The organism is Acidobacteriota bacterium, from assembly GCA_016208495.1.
Taxonomy (GTDB): Bacteria; Acidobacteriota; Blastocatellia; order Chloracidobacteriales; family Chloracidobacteriaceae; genus JACQXX01.
In genome coordinates, this window is record JACQXX010000112.1 from 83414 (window position 1) to 103468 (window position 20055).

The window sequence follows — 20055 nt, forward strand, 5'->3', positions numbered from 1 at the left end:
ATGACCAAATGACAAGGTGACCTTTTGACAAGGTGATTCATTCACTATTCATAAGGATTTTGTCACCTTGTCACCTTGTCATTTGGTCACCTTGTCAAAAAGTCACCCTCTCATTCCATCACCATGAACATCGCACTTGTCCCAGCAGGCGGGTCCGGCTCACGGTTCGGAGCCGCCAAAGCCAAGCAGTTTCTTGAACTTGCTGGGGTTCCGATCATTATTCGCACCCTGCGGCACCTCTGTGCCTGCCCTGACATTTCAGCGGTGATTGTTGCGTTGCCGGAAAGTGATCAATTGCAATTTCAAGAACTCCTGACTGAATTCCCACTTCCAAAGCCCTGTCAGTCAGTGATTGGCGGACGCGAACGACAGGATTCGGTGTTTGCGGCGCTTCAAGCTGCTCCAGTTGAAACACAATATTTCGTCGTTCATGATGCCGTTCGACCTTTCATTTCAGCCCACCTTATTTCCACAACTCTGGTTGCTGCCAGAGAAGACAGAGCTGCCATCGTTGGCCATCCAGTCACTGACACAATTAAACTGGTTGAAAATGGGGTAGCGATTTCCACCCCTCCCAGAAATACCCTGTTTGCCGTCCAAACTCCTCAAACATTTGAAGCTGCGCTGCTTCGTCAGGCACACGACCAGGCGAGTCGCGAAGGCTGGCGCGCCACTGATGATGCAATGCTGGTTGAACACCTGGGAGTGCCGGTGCGCATTGTGCCAGGACCGCTGGATAACCTGAAAATTACCCATCCACGGGATTTGGAACTGGCGGAATTTGTGCTGAAACAACAGGAACGAATGAAGAATGAAGAATGACTCAAATTTTGCCCAAAATAACACGACCTTGCCCAAAGACCGCTGCCGACCAGGGCGGGACATGCCGCGTAAGCGGGAAGCGGTCAGGTCCTGAGAGTGGAATCGAACTTCACCGAAATTGAGCCTTCGCGGTGACGAAACTGACTTCCACCCTGTTTTTTTATGTCCTTTATGTCCTTTATGTCCTTTGGCTCGGGCTCAATCAATCGAATTGGTGACGAAAACTGAGGAAGAGGTCAGTATTTTGGGCAAAATTTAGGGAATGAAGAATTGAGAATGAAGAATGAAGAAACGTCGCTTCTCAGATGGTTTTGACGACTCGCTACTTGCTACTCGCTACTCGCTTTCCTCCGCTACTCGCTTTTCGGGTTGCTCCCCTTCCACTCCACATTTACCCAGTCCACAATTCCTGTGATAGTGCAATCCGTTGGAACGGTGTTTGGTTCAAACGGAAAAGAAGCCTCCTTGCCACGACACCAGATGACAATTTCACCCGCACCGGCACCAACCGAGTCAATCGCGATCATGGGTTTGCCTTGTGGGCGATGCTGACCATCAATCGGCTGAATAACCATCAGCTTTGTCCCCTGTAATTCAGGGTTTTTTATGGTGCAGACAATATTTCCCAACACTTTGGCAAGGCGCATGGCAATGGAAATGGTGCAGGATGAAAAGGTCGTCAGTGGTTAGTGGTTAGTGGTTAGTGGTTAGTGGCCGAGTGTTGGGATTTCAAAGTGTCTATCAAGTGGATCTGGTTCTATTTGAGTTAGTTAGGAACAATTCTTTTCAGGAATTCCAGGGATTCAACCATCCGGATTTTGTCTACTGACTTATCATCTACTGACTACTGACTACTGACTACTGACTACTGACTCACTACAAATTGACCGTGAATTGTTGGGGTGAAATTTCAAACGCGAACCCGTTGATGTCTTCGGTGCGCAAATAGAACTTCGTGTAATGCTTGGTCCCCATATGTGATGACAGGTGTTCAATTTCCACATTATCAAGTTCAAGTACGTCATTTTCAGCACGGGTTTTGATCATGTTCTCAATGCGTGAATCGTTGGTCGCGATATTGTCGTCCCGTTTGACACGTCCGTGAACGACACCAAACGAAGTGTACAACACCAGATTGGTGTACATCTTTGTCCGGTCACTTTCCAGAGACAACCGAATGGCTTTAAACAAAGCTTCGCACATTGGCGAACGTAAACTTGGGCGGGCATAATCACTACTCATCAAACACCTCCAAATTTCAACCAAGTGATTGCATGTCAAAAGCAAAACTATGGATTTCTTCAATGCGGACATACAGCTTGTTATAACGGGCTGTCGGCATATGACTTGAAAAATGTTCAACTTCAGCATCATCCAGTTCGAGCACATCTGTTTCAATGCGCAACCGGCTGACACTTTCCAGGCGGGCATCATGGGCCACAGACAGGTTATCGGTGACGGTTCGGCCAACCCGCCCACGAACGATCCCGTACGAGGTATACAGTACCAGATTGCTAAATTGCCGGGTGAGATCGGCATCGAGTGATGAGCGAATTGCAGTGAACAGCGTATCGCTCATTCGAAATTTCGTGGGTGTGTTTTGAGCCATAGTTTTTAGCGAAATAGCGAGGAGTGAGGAGCGATCTGAAAAGCGAGTGGCAAGTAGTCAAAACGACCTGTAAACAGGCAGTTTCTTCATTCTTCATTCTCAATTCTTCATTCTCAATTCGTTCACTGGCTTATCCCAAATTTTTAACGGCGATGAGGACGGATTCGAGTGCGCGGGACAACGGTTTTTTGTCTTCGAAATAGACGCTTTGGGGTACATCTGAGCTTAGCTGGTTGCCAAGTTGTTTGACGATTTCAACCGCCTCGCTCAGTGATTGCTGGGCTTCTTTGGTTTGGCCAAGGAAAAACTGACATCGGCCCTGGACAAAGAGCGCCCGCCAGCGCCAGGGGAGCGCCCTGAAATCAGCCGTGGTTGTCAACACGCTCTGAATTGTCTCCATGGCATCGGATGGCCGGCTTTGCGAAAGGTAAATTTCAGCAATTCCAAGCAACACATCACATTCCAGGATCCGGTCGCTGATATTGGAAATGAGCCTCGCGGCTTGCTGAAAATAATCCAGCGCCGGTTCGTGTTCGTGGCGACTCTGATGCGTTCGGCCAAGGTAGAACAGTGCGGTTGCCTCAAGCTGTTTGCTTCCAATTTGCCGCGAGAGAGTGAGCGCCTGCTGGTTGAGTTCCAGGGATTTGCTGAAATCTCCCAAAACCCGCTGGCATTCAGCCAAATTGGCCAGTTCGATGGCTTCTCCGCGAGGACGATTGAGTTCAGCCGCCGCTTTGAGTGATTCCTGAAATAATTCGTGGGCGCGGTCTGGGCGATTTTGAGCCAGATAGGCAACTCCCAGAATGTTGAGGGAAATAGAATATCCCAGTCGGTCATTCATCTGTTGGGCAATCTCGCTGGCTGATTGGGCACTCTCAACCGCCCGCCGATATTGACCTTGCTTGATCAACACATAGGCCAGTTCGCGCAACGCCATGCTTTCGCCCATGCGGTCTTTAATCGAACGAGACAGCGCCAGGCTCTTTTCCTGGGATTCGGCTGATCTGGCCAGTTGTCCCAATCGGTCATAGACCATGCCAATCGTGCACAACGTTCGTGATTCGGCTTTGGTGTCGCCTCCGCGTCGGAGGATCTCCAGGGCCTGGCGGCAATAGAGCAACGACAGAGCATATTCGCTCCGGGCCTCGCACAATTCGCCGAGCGCGCCTAACGTCCGCCCACGCAACAACTCATCGTTTAAATGCCGGGTCAGCGCCAGAGCAAGCTGTAGTTTCTTTTCGGCGTCCTCAAGCTGGCCAAAACTAATGAGCAAATGTCCATAGTTTAAGTTGAGATCAACCAGTTGCTTGAGTTGCGTGGGTGAGACCTTTTCAAACGAAGCTCCTTCTTCGCCGCCGACTTCGGGGACCAGGTTGAGCTTGCGTTCGGCTTCTTCGGCCCAGCTAAAAAATCGCCGGGCATCATCCACCGCCCAGGCTCGCCACGCCTGGATTCCAGCCGCAACGGCATACTGCAGGGTTTGTTGATATTCGCCTCCGTTGTAGAAATGGTAGGCGAGTTGCGCCAGGACACGCCCCGTCTGGCCAGAGGTGCTGTATTGCTGCTCCAACGCCTGACCGACCTGGGTATGCAACGACCGTCGTCGTCGCCGATTGAGCCGGGCATACAACACTTTCTGAACCGTTCCGTGATAGAACCGATAGGCATCATCATCGCGGTCTTCAATCTCGCTAATGACTTGCTGGGCCAGTCCGGCTTCAATCGCATCGAGCAATTCGCGTTCGCTTCGGTTGGTTACCAGTTGGAGGAGATCAAAGGTAAATTCCTGACCAATCGCCGATGCCTGAGCAAAAATATCAAGCGCTTCGCCACTGACCCGACTTAATCCAGCTTCAACCACATCCACCACGGATTGCGGCAACACGATGTCGTCGAGTTCACCGCATTCCCAGCCATCGTTACGGCGTACAATCCGGCCTTCCTGGACCAGATACCGCACGATTTCACACAGGAAATATGGATTTCCCTTGGTTTCCACATAGAGATGTGAAATTGCCAGCGGTGAAATGCGAAGGTTGGTAAAAATTGACCGCAGCAGCGATAAAGTGTCATCCTGGGAAAGTGGCTCCAGGGTCAGGATTTCGCACCCAACCGATTGATTGAGGGTTCGAATCCAGTTCCGCAACGGATGGCGGTCCGTTACCCCTTCGGACCGGGCGGCGCCAATGATCATCAGGCGTTGACCGGTGGCCGCTCGCGCCAGATAGGCCAGCAACTCAAAACTCAATTCATCTGACCAGTGCAGGTCGTCCAGGAACAACACCACCGGTTTTTGTTGGGCGAGAATGAGAAACAGATTGGTCAGGTATTCAAAGGTCAAATACTTCTCGTGGGCGTTTTCCACCTGCACCAGATCGCAGAAGTACATAAAGCCTTCGTCGCTGCCAAAATCCTGAAAAACCCGGTCCGTCAGTGTGCCAAACACCGCCTCGGCCTGCTGGCTATTCTCAGCCTCAAGCAGCACCTGAATTGGCCCGCGCAGGCTGTCATAAAATGTTTTGTACGGGGCCCCCTGGCCGGCTTCAAAGAAAGCGCCCGACAAAAATGTCACTTCCTTGCCCGCCATTCGCCGACGAAATTCCTTGGTGAGTCGAGTTTTTCCAAGCCCAGTCGGGCCTTGAATCAAAACCGGCTTGGTTCGACCACGCATGGTTCGGTCAAAAGCCTCACTGAGCTGCCGAAGCTCCCGAGTCCGCCCGACAAAGGCATTAAAATTCAAGCGTGCGGTGGACTGCTCGGCACCTTCTTCACCCAGGCGGTAGACGCCTCCGTGATGGGATTGTTTGGCTTGAGTCAGCGCCCGACTGGCCGCGTCGAGTAAATCCTGAGGCGAGGTGCCGTCTTCGGGCGACGCCACCACCGCAATGGTCACTTTTAAGGGAATCCCTTCGCTCACCTCTGACTTGAGAAAGGCATGACGGGCGATTTCCTGCTGCAGTGCTTGAGCCAGACCAAGCGTTTCTTCAATGGCCTGGTCAGCCACCAAAATCAAAAATTCATCACTGCCGGCCCGACTGACAATTCCCTGATCGCCAATCTGATCGCGGAGCCAGCTTGCCAGTTCTCGAAGCAGCAAATCTCCGGCTCGATATCCATAGGAATTGTTAATCTGTCCAAACTGGTCAATCCCCAGCATCAACACAGTCACTTTTTTGGATTCCACCAGCGTTTCATCAATTCGCTGTGACAGATAGGTCGTGTTGTAAATACCGGTCAGACTGTCGAAATGAAGCGAGGTGGTTCGGCGGAAACCAGTTGGTCGGCGCACAAAGCCGGAATCAGAGGTCCCCCCAGGGGCCCGCAAATACCCGGTGAGCCCACGCCGCACGGGACGTGGTGGAGTATCCCGAACCTCGGTTTCAAATGAAACGGGTGGTAATGAGGGAAACGTGGTTGGCGCCCGCAATTCGCGAGTTGGTGGCTGCTGGCTGATCAGGGTTTGATTGGTCTGTGCCTGCAGGCTGTCAAATGCCATCTGGAGATTTTGCGATAGCTCCGCCGCTGACTGGGGGCGGCGCGAGCGATCTTTTTCCAGTGCCCGCAAGACCACCTGTTCCAACGACCAGGGAATATCAGGGCTTAAATCCCGGAGGCGGCGCGGTGGTTCGGTGGCATGCTGGATGATAACAGCAGAGACGGTGCGGGCATTAAACGGGACAGTGCCGGTCAGCAGTTCATAGAGAATAATCCCTAAGCTATACACATCAGAGCGTTTATCCAGAGTCTCGCTCCGACACTGCTCAGGTGACATATAGTGTGGCGTCCCGACCATCAACCCAACTTCAGTCAATTTGGTCATGGCCGAGGCGGCTGCCGATTCGTGAAGTTCGGCCACGCCAAAATCCACGACTTTGACAATTTCGGTGCCATCCCGATGGCGGGCCAGCATCACGTTTTCAGGCTTGAGGTCGCGGTGAATCACACCTTCTTCGTGGGCAGCCTGAACCGCGGCACAAACGGCCCGCATGACCTGCACGGCTCGGTCTGAGGTTAAACGCCCATTGGCCTTCAGTTCCTCACGTAGAGACTCACCCCGAATGTACTCCATGACCATATAGGCCCGTTCATCCGGAAGGGCACCAAAATCATACACTGAAATGACATTGGGGTGCTTAATGCTTGCTACGGCACGGGCTTCGCGTTCAAAGCGCTTCACTGCCTGATGTTGCTGCATCGCTTCAGCACTGAGAACTTTGATGGCAACGGTATCCCCAAACTGGAGCCGGGTGGCGGCATAGACCGTTGCCATACCGCCAATTCCCAAAATGCGGTCCAATCGGTATTTGCCATCCAACACCATCCCAATCAACGGATCTGGTACTTGTGACTCAGTCATGAAGCGTTTTCAGCGCAAAATACCGAGGGGATCCTCTCATCAAAAATTATTTGAGAGGTGCGCCGAACCTCCTCTTTCACGGTGGTGCGGTAAATCCCTGAACAGAAGGCAGGTCAGACGACAAACCTCTTCCGTCTTTAGGAACATTGTTTTCGGCCAGTGCGTGGCTTTGTTGAACCCGCCGGCTCTGGGTAATTTGAAATCTGGAGCAATCAAGAGTTGTGAACGGTAAGCGTGCTTGAAGAGAGTAAAAGTGACAAAGCGCGAAAGTCAAGCACCCCCGCTCAGAATTGAGAATGAAGAGCGAAGAACTCGGGCGGAAGACATCGGGCGGAAGACATCGGGCTGAAGAAGTCGGGCTGAAGACTTGGTTTTACCCGTTTTCTTCAGCCCTGAGCTTGCGAATCTTCAGCCCCAAGCCCCAAGCCCTCAGTCTTCAGCCCGAGGTTTTCCGCCCGAAGATTTTTGCGGAACTTTTTGGAGGTTGCGGCGTGGGCATCGCCAGACTGCATTCACAACTGTTTACGGTTCACTCCTCACAGGCCAAAAGCAAAACAATCTCAAGAAGAAACGAAGGAGCAATTGCTGCATGAAATTGACACGTGTGTTTCCAAATGCGTTGACTGGCTGGCCGGGACGACTGGCAACCGGCGGGCTGGTGCTCTCACTTTGCCTTACAACCCCACTCTTTTCGAGCCAGGCTGCCACGGGGCCATTTCCACAAGAAGATCCCAAGGCTCTGGCTGAACTTGAGGCCGAACTCAGCCTCCTTGATGGAAATCTGGCTGACCTCGATGGCGAACTGGCGGTTGAGTTAGATCAGGTCCTGGCGCTCGCCAGCGATAAACAACGGTCTTTCCTCGGTGTATTTTCCGATACCATCAGTGATGAAAAGGCCGCCGAACTTGGCTTAAAGAAAGCTGAAGGCGTTTATATTCAAAATGTTGTCCCCGGTGGCCCGGCGGATAAAGCCGGAGTCAAAGCGGGCGATGTGATTCTGGAAATCAACGGCACTGAAATTGTCAACGGTGAGCATTTCCGCACCATCCTTGGCAAATCCGAACCAGGGTCACAACTGAAATTGACCATTTTCCGCGATAAGAAAAAACAGAATATTTCCGTCACCACCGAAGCCCGAGGCCAACAACAGGCATATGCCTACGGGTTAGGGCAGAGCGGGCAGATTCTCTCTGACGAACAGCGGAAACAAATCGAAAAAGAAATGCGCAAGGCGGCGAAAGAATCAGAAAAGGCGATGAAGGAATACAGCAAAGCCTTTAAAGACAATGGAAAGGCGCTCCGGGAAGCCGAACTTCTGGCTTATACCCTTCATGACTCAGGCCGATTGGGTGTCAGCACCCAGTCTCTATCAGAACAACTCAGCACCTATTTTGGTGTCAAAGGCGGGGTTCTGGTCACCGAAGTCGAATCTGGTTCGGCGGCTGAAAAAGCTGGTGTCAAAGCCGGTGACTGCATTACCGCCATCAATGGTGTTGCGATCAATGACACCAAAGACTTACGTCAGGAACTGCGCAAAGCCGAATCCGGGAATGTATCGCTGACCGTGGTTCGCGACAAACAAACGCTGACCTTGAACGCAACGATTGAAAAACGCCAGCCCCCCAAGCAGGGCGTCTTTTTCTTCCCCAGCCGAGGGCGGCTGGGGGTCTCAGTTGATTCCCTTTCCTCACAACTGGCTCAGTCAATGGGGGTTTCCAACGGTGGTGTGTTGATCACCGAAGTCAAAACTGGCTCAGCCGCCGAAAAAGCCGGGCTCAAAGCCGGTGACTGCATTACAGCGGTCAATAATCAGCCAGTAAAAAATAGTTCCGATCTGATTGAGGAACTGTCGAAAGTCAAAGAAGGTACCGTCACGCTCAACATTGTGCGTGATCGTCAGCCAACGACGGTCACCGCTACGCTTGATAAAGTGGATGAAACCTACCTTCGTCCGCTCCGGATGAGAATTCCAACCCGGATTCAAATTCCGCCCATGCGGATTCGAATTCCCCGATTGTCCGAAATCACCATTGGCAATTCGAGCGTGTTAACCTAACCGGGTGTTTAACCCGCAGTTCGGACAAAACATATCGGTTTTTTTGATTGGCGTTCCACAGTTAAAACAGGTCAATCCCTGGCGTGGTGGGGCGCTTCCAAACGGCGTTCCGCATTGGAAACAAAACCTGGCCAATGGATCCACCTGGGTCGTGTTGCATTTGGAACAAACTTTCGGGTCTGGTCGGCGTCCAGTTGATTCTCCTCCCGGCCCCCCAGCTTGTGGGGGCTGGGAGCCAGATCCTCCTGGTTGTGGTCCACCGTACCCACTCCCTCCGACTGGAGGAAGTGCCAAATATCCGGCAGGCGGTAAATACTGCTGGTAAAACGTGCCATCCAGAATTGATGCATATTCCCCGATTTCAGCCCATTTCTTGATTTCCTTGGCCCGAAGCGCTGGAAATGGGTGCGAGCGCCGATACACCTGCAAGAATTTGTACACCTGATTGAGCATGCTGCTATCGAGTTCCTGATAGTCGTCAGCCTGCTTCAAAAATTCATCCCGATTGAATTGTTCATAAATCTTGTTACACCCTCCGGCCAGCTTCATCAGCGTTTCAATCGAAACATCCAGATCCTGCACCACCAGTAATCCCGCCCGGTCAGCCGAAAGCTCTGATTTGCGATCCCACTCATAAATCGCGAGCAGCAAGCCCGACCCAATCAGCGTCCCCAGCCCAAGTGTTGCTTCCCCAACAATTTCGACCACAACCGACAGAAAATTGGCCATCATTTTATAAAGCACATGGCCACATTTGATGTGCCCGACTTCGTGGGCAATCACGCACAAAAGCTGATCATCCGTCAGAAAATCCACTAACGCTGAGTTGATCACAATAAATGGCTGCTGGGTGCCAAAGGTAAAGGCATTCACGTTTGGATTTTGGTTGAGATACAACTGAGGTTCGGCGGTGACACCTAAAATGTCACAAGACTCGCGCAGCATATCGTGAATTGTCTTACACTGGCGTTGCGACACCCGCACGTTATCGGCGATGTTATTGATGTAGTACCACCGCTCAAATCCATATTCGTTCAACTTCCGCACCAGCAGGTCGAGTCCCTTGGCCCGTTTGACCGTTTCGAGCGCAGCCACATCCCACGGATGCTGAAAATCGGCGGCTTTGAGCTTGGGCAGCCGAATGCGTTGTTTTTTGGCAGGTTCTTCAGGGTTCGGATTCGGTTGGGTGTTGTTTGGTTCTGAACTCATAGTTTTTAGCGCCTGGGGCTGAGGGTTTAGGGCTGAGGGCTGAGGGCTGAGGGCTGAGGGCCTTCGTTCTTTGTTCTGGGAAGGAACTGGTTCCTAAGTACAAGTCCCCATAAAAGGGGGATGAAATTCGACCACTCGCTGGCAGAAACATTGGTTTTCGCCCGGATGGGCGCTGGAAAATAGCCGGTGGCAAGTGTCACTTTGGACACGCGGCCACCGGACAGAGCCGCCATCACGGGTTCGCGCCCGGATGGGCGCTGGAACAGGAGTCGTGAGCCAGAAGCCGAAAATTCGACGAAAACCGGGACCCAAACCAGCTTCCAGCGCCCATCCGGGCGCAAACCACTGCGGACCGACGATCCGGTGGTGTGCCCAAAGCGGCAAACCACCGGCTATTGTCCGGCGCCCATCCGGGCGAAAGCCAATTCGGAGGAACCAAAATTCCATCCCCCATTTATGGGGACTTGTACTAAGTACCAGGTACCAGGCCCTAAATTCGTCCGTGATGTCCTTTTGGTCTCTTCAACCTTAGGCTAGAATCAGGTCTCCCAAAATTTTTCGATCAGCAGCAGACAATCCTGCTCAACACTCTAGCTGATGGAACCAGTCATTTCCATTAAAACTTTGGCCCGCTATGCACCAAACCCACAATCCGCTCCATCTGGCTGCCCTGCTCGAAGCCGCGCGGTTGCTTCACGGGTCTCTTGATCCGGATGAATTGCTGCAGCGGCTGTTCCAGTTGGTGTTGGATCATTTGTCAGTCGCCCGGGCTCTGGTCGCCCTGCAGGATACCGAAGGCACCATGCGGCTGGCTCAGGTCCAGGGGTTTCCGTACCTCAAACCTGGCGATGAATTTGACCACCAGAAGCTCAGCCACACCACACTTTCATTTTACCCAATTGGTGGCGGGTTACAGCCCATTGGAGTTTTGGGCCTCGCTGAGCGAACCTACTCTCCAATTTTGGCCGATGAACAGGCATTTCTCACTCATCTGATTGAAATTGCTGGAAATGCCCTGACCAATGCCCGTACCTATCAGCGTGTACGGGCAACCCAACAGGGAATTCAGGAACGAAGGCAAAACTTGCAAACCATCCTCAACCTGCAGCGTGAACTTCAATCCCTGGGGGATCCAGAGGTCATTGCGCATTTTCTGGTCACCACTCTGGCTGAGCGCTGGGCCGTGGCGAAATTTGCCTTCGCACTCTGGAAAACTGGTCATCCTGAAATCCGCGACGAACGCAGTGTGACCTTCCCAGCCTCAAACCTGTTCACACAGTTTCCAGGCGATCTTCAATCAGCCATTCTCGTTGCCGACCTTCCAGAGAGCGACTTAAAAGCCACACTGAGTGCTCAAAAAGTCCAGCTTTTATTCACAATTTCCATTGATGACACACTGGTGGGAGCGATTATTTTTGGTCCCCGATTAAAGCACATCCTGTTTCAGCCCAATGATTTGGAATTTGGCACCGAACTCATTGCCCAGGCAGCCATTGCACTTGCCAATGCCTGGACAACGCGGGATACCATCCGTCAGCGGCAACTTGAAGCTTTTTTCAGCACCCAACAGAACAGCCAGCCAGGGTTTGAAATTCTGGGGAACTCACTTTCCGGATTGGTCATCAATGGCCAGTATGAGCTGGAGCAGCCACTGGCAGCCGGGAGTTCAAGCATTGTCTATCGAGCCACGCATATCAGTCTGAATCGCCCGGTTGCGGTCAAACTGCTTCGCCCACCGCTTCCAGCCACAGCCCCCAACTTCCCCGACCAAACGCCGCTTGAAGCACTGGCGGCCCGCAATCTCAGCCATCCGAATGCCGTCACAATGATTGACCAGGGAATTTCTGAAACCGGGTTTGCCTATCTGGTTATGGAACTCCTGGAAGGTCGCACTCTGGCCGAAGAACTCCGCCAACCAGGCAGCATCCCCGTTAAACGGGCGCTCACACTGGCACTTCCGCTCTGCCACGTTCTGGCCGAAGCGCACCGGCGAGGGATTCTTCATCGGGATCTCAAACCGGATAACATTTTTCTGGTTACCTCAGGCACGCAGGAAACAATCAAAGTCATTGACTTTGGGCACGCCAAACTCCTTGATCCACAACGAGTTGAGCCACCACCAGCCGCCTTGTTTTCAGGTTTGATGATTGGCAATCCAACCTATTTGGCCCCAGAACGGCTTCAAAATCAGTCGTATGATACGCCATCCGATATTTACAGCCTGGGTGTGATTCTCTATGAAATGCTGTGTGGACAGCCGCCTTTCACCGCCAGTGATGGGAACCCGTTGACGATTGCGCTGGCGCACCTCACCACGCCCCCACCATCGCCTCAGGAACTCAACCCGGCACTGTCGCCACAAATTGAACGACTGCTGCTGCAGGCGCTCGACAAGTCCCCAGCCCGACGACCAACGGCTGAAAACTTTGCCCAGGCACTGTTGCATGCCCTGGCTGACCTTGAACCCAAACCCAAACCGAATGTGGTGAAATTGCCTCCACCACCGCCGGAAGAGAAAAAACCATTTTCCTTCAGCCTCAAGCCGCTGTTGCGGCGATTTAAGTATTGAATTGGGTTCAGGGTTCGGGGTTCAGGGTTCAGGGTTTGAGGCGATGAAATGACTTGATCCCACTCAAGATGAGGACTGGGGAACCGGCAGGTACCGCTCAAGGTGGAGTATCTTGCGCTGAACCCTGAACCCTGAACCCTGAACCCTCATTGGTATTCCCCTAAGGAGATTTTTCACGATGTCAAGTTACCTACCAGGTGCGGCCCGCACCTCTTCCACCAGCCCACGTCACGGGTTGAACTCGTTGGGAACAACCGGGTTATGGTGTCATCCGCTCGGCTTTGGATGCTACCGGGTTGATATTGACAACCCAACCCACGAAGCCGCCCTGCGGCACTACCTGACGGCTGGTGGAAACCTGATTGATACCAGTGCCAACTACACGGACGGCGGTGCCGAGCGCACCATCGGACGGGTGTTGAAGGACTTCAACCGTGACGAAGTGATCGTTGTCACCAAAGGCGGGTACATTCAGGGCGAAAATATGGCGCTCGCTCAAAAACAGACCTTTCCTGAAGTCGTCAAGTATGGACCGGGTCTGTGGCACTGTATCCACCCGGAATTTCTCAAAACCCAGATTGAGCGCAGTCGTCAGCGGATGGAACTTGAAACGATTGATGTCTTTCTGCTGCACAATCCCGAATATTTTTTGAATTATCAGGCCAAACACGGCGGAGCGTCGGAAGCAGATCGGACGGAATTCTATCGCCGCGTGCGGGAAGCCTTCGCTTTTCTCGAAACCGAAGTCGAAGCCGGAAGACTGCGGCACTATGGCATTTCGTCCAACAATTACCCGCTCCCGCTTGAAGATCCAACCCATACCAGCATTGCTCGTTGTCTTGAACAGGCCAACGCCGTATCAGCCACCCATCATTTCCGGGTGGTCCAGTTTCCGCTCAACCTGTTTGAACCGGGTGTGGCAATACACCCAAGCAATCAGGGACTGACCCCGCTTGAATTTTGTCGCCAACACGGGATTGGAACACTCGCCAATCGTCCACTCAACGCCTTTGCCAACAACCAGTTAATTCGACTGGCTGATTTTGTGCCTCCCGGACAAAAAGCACCCGGACCTGAACACCTCGACACGATTCTCAAACCACTGGCTGACCACGAACTCGAACTCCACATGGCTTTTCGGGTGCCGTTGATGCATGAAGATGGCATTGCCGATCACATCAAGGAACTGGCACTGCAGGTTTCTTCCGAAGGTGTCTGGGAACAGGTGGTTGGACGATATGTGATTTATCCGATTCGTGAATGGCTCATGGAAACATCCCAGAAAATGCACAAGCAGCCAGCGATCTTTGATAAATGGCAAAACCGATTTGTAGATCTGATCAACCCGGCGCTCCAGGAAGTGGTGCGCTACATTGCCTGCCAGAGCCAGCCGCAGTCGGATGCCGTCCGTGAACAACTCTATGAACACGGCTATCCGAAAGGAAATTTGACCTTGAGCCAGATGTCACTTTCAGTGCTGACCAGCCTTCCAGGACTCAGTTGCACCTTGCTCGGGATGCGCCGACCGGAATATGTGGCAGATGCGCTGCCTGTAACTGAGATTCCACAAGTTGACGGTCTGACCATTTTGCAAAGCTTGTATGAATGAAGAAAGTGATTAGTGGTTAGTTTTGGTTCTTGGATTTCATCTCGGAGGGATGATGCAAGGTTAGCCGGTGGTCAGCGTCGCTTTGGACGCGCCACCACCGGATGCGGGTCATCTCCAATCCAAATTTCCCCGCCCGGCCCGCCGCCTACGGCGGCGGGCCGGGCGGGAGTGAGGGGGCAACGTTTTCCCAGGGTTAAAACCCTGGGCTACGAGCCTGCCACCCGCTTCGTGGGTTCAAATCCGCTCATTTTTTCAACTCCTAACTGGCTTCACTAACCACTAGCCACTAACCACTAACCACTAACCACTTGTTCTTCATTCTGACAAAATCTCGACAGTGGCCTGGATTCTGACTTCCTCAATCATATCAGCAAGATACAGCCGTTCACGGCAAGCTCTTGCAGCGTGTGATGGGCTTGGGTATTCTTGCGCGTTTCTTACACATTCTCGGGCCTGGAGTTGAGGGCTTGGGGCCTGGGGAAATACAAATCTTTCAATCAATTCGCCGTTTTTCAACCGTTGTTGGTGATTTAAAACCGGCAGTACCACCTTGTGGATTCGGCTCTCCCCCCTGCCTTATTGCGGCACGGTAGTTGCCTATTCAACAGACAGTCACCCAACTTTCAGACCAGGACATTGCATTCCATGACCACTTCAAGCTTCCCCCCACATCTCAAGTGCGTTGCCATTGGCGGCGGCACTGGCCTTTCCACGCTGCTGAAAGGATTAAAACATTATGTGTTATCTGATGGGGAGCAAACGGCAGCCCGGTCGCATATTCTTGATTCCTTGACGGCGGTGGTCACGGTAACCGATGACGGAGGAAGCTCGGGGCGACTCCGCGAAGAATTCCAAATCCTCCCACCGGGCGACATCCGCAACTGTCTGGTGGCACTGTCTGAGGATGAATACCTGCTCTCACAACTGTTTCAGTATCGCTTTCCAGGTGAAGGCAACATCCGGGGGCACAGCTTCGGCAATCTTTTTCTGACGGCCCTGACCGGGGTCACCGGCGATTTTGTCAAAGCTGTCAAATTGACCAGCGAAGTCCTGGCAATTCGTGGAAATATCGTCCCGTCAACCACCTCAGATGTCTCGCTGGTGGCCGAACTCGAAGATGGACGCATCATCCATGGCGAAAGCAAAATCACAGCGGCTGGTGGACGGGTTCGCCATATTCGGCTGGAACCTGAAACCTGTCAGCCATTGCCGGAAACCCTCGACGCCATCCGAACCGCCGACATCATTACCCTGGGCCCTGGGTCGCTGTTTACCAGCATTATTCCAAACCTTCTGGTCCACGGTGTTGCTGAAGCCATTGCCCAGTCCAAAGCCCTGAAAGTCTATATTTGCAACATTATGACCCAGCCGGGTGAAACCGATCATTTTTCGGTCAGTAACCATATTGAATGGCTGTTGCGCTACATACCCGCCGGGTCACTTGATGTGGTCCTGGTCAATAACACTCTGGTGTCCCCTGATGTCGCAGCCAAATACCACGAAGAAGGTGCGCAGCCAATTTACCTCAGGATGGCTTCCGACCTGAGAAATGGGAAATCCGGCCCGGCACTCCTCTCAGTGGCCGGCTCTGAAACAACCTCTACTTCGATCACAGTTTGCGGAAAACGAATTCCGGTACTGGCCTCCGACCTGCTTGAACAAAGCGAACTGGCTCGGCACTGCCCAACTAAACTGGCTCAGGCCGTCTTCACCGTTTATCAACAGGCGATGTCCCAACGGCGGAAAGCCCGAACGCTGAAAGTGACAAGATGACAAAGTGACTGGGTGACAAGGTGACTGGTGACTGGGTGACTGGGTGACAAAGTGACAAGGTGACAAAATCCTTATGAATAGTGAATGAATCACCTTTGTCAAAAAGTCACCTTGTCACCTTGTCAAAAAGTCACCCTGTCAAAAAGTCACCTTGTCAAAAAGTCACCTTGTCAAAAAGTCACCCTGTCAAAAGGTCACTTGTCACCTTGTCAAAAAGTCACCCTGTCACTTTGTCAAAAAGTCACCTTGTCAAAAAATCACTTTGCCACTATGCACTCTCCACACATTCTCATTATGGCGGCTGGACTTGGAACCCGGATGAAATCCCGTCGGGCCAAGGTCCTGCACCAACTCGCTGGACGCAGCCTCCTGGGCCACGTCTGCCACACAGCGATTGATCTTTCTCCAGCTCAACTTATCCTGATTGTCGGACATCAGGCCGAAGCGGTCGAAGCCAAAATCCGCCAGGAACTTCAGCAATTTGCACCTGATATCGAGCAAAAAACAAAACTGGAATTTGTGCTGCAAACAGAGCAGCGTGGCACCGGGCATGCCGTACAGATGGCCGAAGCCGTGCTTTCTGGTCAGAACGGAACGGTACTGGTTTTGTCAGGCGATGTGCCGCTGGTCCGCCCTGGCACGCTCAGGCGACTGCTTGAGGTTCACACTGAAAACAACTTTGCGGCGACGGTACTCACCACGGATATTCCCGACCCGACCGGATATGGCCGAATTCTGCGCGAAGCTGATGGCACCTTCAGTCGCATCGTGGAACACCGTGATGCCACCCCGCAGCAACGAACTATTCCTGAAATCAATTCCGGCATTTATGCCTTTGAAATCAATCTGTTACTCCCAGCTCTGGCTCGATTGTCACCAGCCAATGCACAGGGTGAATATTATCTGACTGATGTCCTGGGTCTGCTCAAATCTGACGGACATCGGGTTGGGATTGTGCTGCATTCACCGCCCGAAGAAGTGCTTGGCATCAATTCCCGAATTGAACTGGCCGAAACCGGCGCCCGACTTCGCCAGGAAACGCTCCGCCACCTGATGCGCCGGGGTGTCACGATTGTGGACCCGGCCAGTACGTTCATTGATGCCGATGCCCAAATTGGAATGGATACCGTCATTTACCCAAATGTCACGATTGAGGGCCCGACCATCATCGGTGAAGAATGCGTGATCAATCCTGGTGCCCGGCTGGTCAACGCCAGATTGGGAAACAGGGTGACCGTTCGCGATTATTCGCTGGTCTTTGACAGCACACTGGAAGACAACACGTCCGTTGGCCCCTTTGCGCATTTACGGATGGGTGCCCATATGGCATCCAATGCCGTGGTTGGAAACTTCGTCGAAGTGAAAAAATCAACATTGGGTCCGGGCAGTAAAGCCATGCATTTAACCTACTTAGGTGATGCCACGATTGGAAGCAAGGTAAATATTGGTGCCGGAACCGTTACCTGTAACTATGATGGCAAGAACAAACACGCCACCATCATTGAAGATGGCGTGAAAATTGGAAGTGATACCATGCTCGTTGCCCCCGTCCGAGTCGGAAAGAACTCAGTCACCGGAGCTGGCTCGGTCGTAACGCGGGATATTCCGGATCACAGCCTCGCTGCTGGCGTACCAGCGACGGTGAAAAAAACATTCCCCTCTGATCCGCTCGCAGGTGAACACTCTCAGACAAAGGATTGATTTTTATGCGCAGGTACAACTCGTTTGTACAGTCAAAGCTTATGTCGGCAGAAGATGTGGCGGCACAACTTCCAGCCAAAAGCACGATTGGCACGAGTGGTTTTACCACTGCCTATCCCAAACTGATTCCTGGCGCTTTTGCCAAACGCATTGAAGAAGAATCAAAAGCCGGTAAGGAATTTTCATTCAATCTCTATACAGGTGCCTCCACCGGTGAAATGATGGATGGGGTTTTGGCGCGCACTGGCGCCATGAAAAAACGACTTCCCTTCCAATCCACACCGGACGTTCGAGATCGAGTCAACCATGGGGACATTGAATTTCTCGACATGCACCTCAGCCACGTTCCGCTCTATATCGAGCACGGTTTTCTGGAACCGATTGATGTGGCGATCATCGAAGCCGTGGATGTGACCGAAGATGGTCGCATTTACCTCACCACGTCATCCGGGATGAGTCCGACCTTCATTCACTATGCCTGGAAGGTCTATATCGAACTCAACGAACACCATCCGCTTGAACTCAAAGGATTTCACGACATCTACATGCCGGAACTTCCGCCACACGGCAGGCCGATCCACATCACCAATGTGGATGACCGGATCGGGGTGCCCTATGTGTATTGCCCGCCTGAAAAAATAGCCGGCATCGTCCTCACCAACACCCCTGACGAACAGCACGACTTTAAACCGGCGGATGAAACCTGCATTCGAATTGCCAACCACGTGCTTGAATTTCTGCAACACGAAATTCGCAAGGGCCGCATTCCCAAATCTCACCTTCCCTTCCAGTCCGGAGTTGGAAACGTGGCCAACGCCGTGCTGGCCCAGATGGCCCGCAGCAAACATATTTCCCGGATTCAGATGTACACTGAGGTAATTCAGGATTCGATTTTTGATTTGCTGGATGCCGAAAAACTGGATTGTGCTTCAACCTGTGCGCTGACCTTCTCGCGGGCGGGCGAAGAGCGCTTTTATCGTGAAATCAACGAGTTGCGGCAAAAATTCATCATCCGCCCGCAGGAAATCTCAAACAACCCGGAAGTCATCCGCCGCATGGGCATCATTTCGATGAATACGGCCCTTGAAGTTGATATTTTCGGCAACGTCAATTCCACCCACGTCATGGGCAGCAAAATGATGAATGGGATTGGTGGCAGCGGCGATTTTACCCGTAACGCCTACATCTCGATCTTTATGACTCCATCGGTGGCCAAACGCGGTGCGATTTCAGCCTTTGTGCCAATGGTGTCGCATACGGATCACACCGAACATTCGACCCAAATCATTGTGTCCGAACAAGGTCTGGCCGATTTACGCGGGCTGGCTCCATATCGGCGGGCCCAAACCATCATTGACAAGTGTGTTCACCCGGACTATCGCGACGAACTGCGTGACTACCTCGAACTCGCCCGCCGCAATGCCCCCGGAAAACACACCCCACTCGACCTCAGACATGCCTTTGACTGGCACATCCGGTTGATGGAAACCGGGACGATGAAGCCGCCGAAGCAGGCACAGAGCGAGTAGTGAGTAGTGAGTAGCGAGTAGTCAGAAGAAGTTCTTCTTAGTTGAAGGGGTGAGAGAGTTGTCTTGGCAATTGAGGAATACTCAAAAGTTGAAGCGTAAATTTAAGTTGCGATGGATTGACTGCTCGCTATTCACTACTCGCTACTCACTACTCGCTACTCGCTCAACCTGTCTAATGCCGTAAAATGTTCATCATCAAAGGCTTCAAGTGATTTCAGAAGCAAATCAGCCTGACTGAGTTTGGTCTGATCCACGATTGAGTCGGGGATGCACACACAGGTCAGCCCGGCGCTTTTTGCGGACTGGACACCCGTCGGAGAATCTTCAAAGGCGAGACATCGCACCGGATCAACGTTGAGCCTCCGAGCCGTGGTCAGATACACGGCTGGATGGGGTTTGCCAAAGGTCTCGTGTTCGGCGGAGTGAAACAAGGTGATGTGCGGGAGCAATCCCAATGTTTCCAGGGCGGCTTCGATGATCCGTACATATGACGACGAAGCGACTGCCATCGGCAACTGTTTTTCAGCAAAGAAGTTAAAGATTTTTTCAACGCCTGCCTTCGGCACGCCGCGTTGTCGGATGCAAAAGATCATTTCCTCAACAATTTCCTGCTCAACCACCTGCAGCGACTTGCCCTTCCAGGGAAACCGGTCATACCAGTAGCGGACAAACTCATCAACGCGCAAGCCAATCGTCTGCTCGCAATCCTGGTGGGTGATCGGAAGGCCGAGCGCTCCGAAGACTTTGACTTCCGTATCCCGCCAGAGCGGTTCAGAGTCAATCAACAATCCATCAAGGTCAAAAATTACAGCTTGAAACAT

General features: G+C 52.5%; 15 protein-coding genes. 9 read left to right on the forward strand and 6 right to left on the reverse strand.

All coding sequences use genetic code 11. The features are described from left to right. Positions 1-123: 123 nt before the first annotated feature. Positions 124-822 (forward strand): 2-C-methyl-D-erythritol 4-phosphate cytidylyltransferase, encoded by a 699-nt coding sequence (gene ispD / locus HY774_23460; protein MBI4751448.1) that lies wholly within the window; start codon positions 124-126, stop codon positions 820-822. 353 nt (positions 823-1175) lie between these two features. Here ispD and HY774_23465 read toward each other — a convergent pair whose 3' ends face one another. The 4 genes from HY774_23465 to HY774_23480 form a co-directional block, all read right to left on the reverse strand. After that, positions 1176-1469, reverse strand: coding sequence for a EutN/CcmL family microcompartment protein (locus HY774_23465; protein MBI4751449.1), 294 nt, complete (start codon positions 1467-1469; stop codon positions 1176-1178). Positions 1470-1698: 229 nt separating this feature from the next. Further along, complete coding sequence (locus HY774_23470) at positions 1699-2064, reverse strand: hypothetical protein (GenBank protein MBI4751450.1); 366 nt, start codon at positions 2062-2064, stop codon at positions 1699-1701. A 16-nt stretch (positions 2065-2080) separates the two neighbouring features. Further along, the gene (locus tag HY774_23475; protein ID MBI4751451.1) at positions 2081-2401 is read right to left on the reverse strand and encodes a hypothetical protein; all 321 of its coding nucleotides are present in this window, start codon (positions 2399-2401) and stop codon (positions 2081-2083) included. 160 nt (positions 2402-2561) lie between these two features. Beyond that, entirely contained in the window at positions 2562-6788 is a 4227-nt protein-coding gene (locus tag HY774_23480) for a protein kinase (protein MBI4751452.1), read from the reverse strand. A 296-nt stretch (positions 6789-7084) separates the two neighbouring features. Between HY774_23480 and HY774_23485 the strand changes: the two genes are divergently transcribed. Next, positions 7085-7381 (forward strand): hypothetical protein, encoded by a 297-nt coding sequence (locus HY774_23485; protein ID MBI4751453.1) that lies wholly within the window; start codon positions 7085-7087, stop codon positions 7379-7381. Further along, a complete protein-coding gene (locus HY774_23490) occupies positions 7378-8844 on the forward strand; it encodes a PDZ domain-containing protein (protein ID MBI4751454.1) in 1467 nt (488 codons plus the stop codon). Before HY774_23485 ends, HY774_23490 begins: the two co-directional genes overlap by 4 nt. Here the strand turns inward: HY774_23490 and HY774_23495 are convergent. Further along, positions 8836-10053 carry a M48 family metallopeptidase gene (locus HY774_23495; GenBank protein ID MBI4751455.1) on the reverse strand — a complete coding sequence of 406 codons (1218 nt, stop codon included), beginning with the start codon at positions 10051-10053 and terminating at the stop codon, positions 8836-8838. The two genes, HY774_23490 and HY774_23495, sit on opposite strands and share 9 nt — an antisense overlap. A gap of 186 nt (positions 10054-10239) precedes the next feature. Between HY774_23495 and HY774_23500 the strand changes: the two genes are divergently transcribed. The 6 genes from HY774_23500 to HY774_23525 all read left to right on the forward strand — a co-directional run bounded on the left by HY774_23500 (position 10240) and on the right by HY774_23525 (position 19234). Further along, the gene (locus HY774_23500) at positions 10240-10590 is read left to right on the forward strand and encodes a hypothetical protein (GenBank protein ID MBI4751456.1); all 351 of its coding nucleotides are present in this window, start codon (positions 10240-10242) and stop codon (positions 10588-10590) included. A gap of 97 nt (positions 10591-10687) precedes the next feature. Next, on the forward strand, positions 10688-12622 hold the full coding sequence (locus HY774_23505) for a serine/threonine protein kinase (protein MBI4751457.1): 1935 nt from the start codon (positions 10688-10690) through the stop codon (positions 12620-12622). Between the two features lie 178 nt (positions 12623-12800). Continuing rightward, positions 12801-14231 carry an aldo/keto reductase gene (locus HY774_23510; protein MBI4751458.1) on the forward strand — a complete coding sequence of 477 codons (1431 nt, stop codon included), beginning with the start codon at positions 12801-12803 and terminating at the stop codon, positions 14229-14231. A gap of 645 nt (positions 14232-14876) precedes the next feature. Further along, positions 14877-16004: a YvcK family protein gene (locus HY774_23515; GenBank protein ID MBI4751459.1), complete on the forward strand. Its 1128-nt coding sequence runs from the start codon at positions 14877-14879 to the stop codon at positions 16002-16004. 270 nt (positions 16005-16274) lie between these two features. Continuing rightward, on the forward strand, positions 16275-17705 hold the full coding sequence (gene glmU / locus HY774_23520; protein MBI4751460.1) for a bifunctional UDP-N-acetylglucosamine diphosphorylase/glucosamine-1-phosphate N-acetyltransferase GlmU: 1431 nt from the start codon (positions 16275-16277) through the stop codon (positions 17703-17705). 5 nt (positions 17706-17710) lie between these two features. Further along, entirely contained in the window at positions 17711-19234 is a 1524-nt protein-coding gene (locus tag HY774_23525; protein MBI4751461.1) for a succinate CoA transferase, read from the forward strand. Positions 19235-19389: 155 nt separating this feature from the next. Here HY774_23525 and hxpB read toward each other — a convergent pair whose 3' ends face one another. After that, entirely contained in the window at positions 19390-20055 is a 666-nt protein-coding gene (gene hxpB, locus HY774_23530; GenBank protein MBI4751462.1) for a hexitol phosphatase HxpB, read from the reverse strand.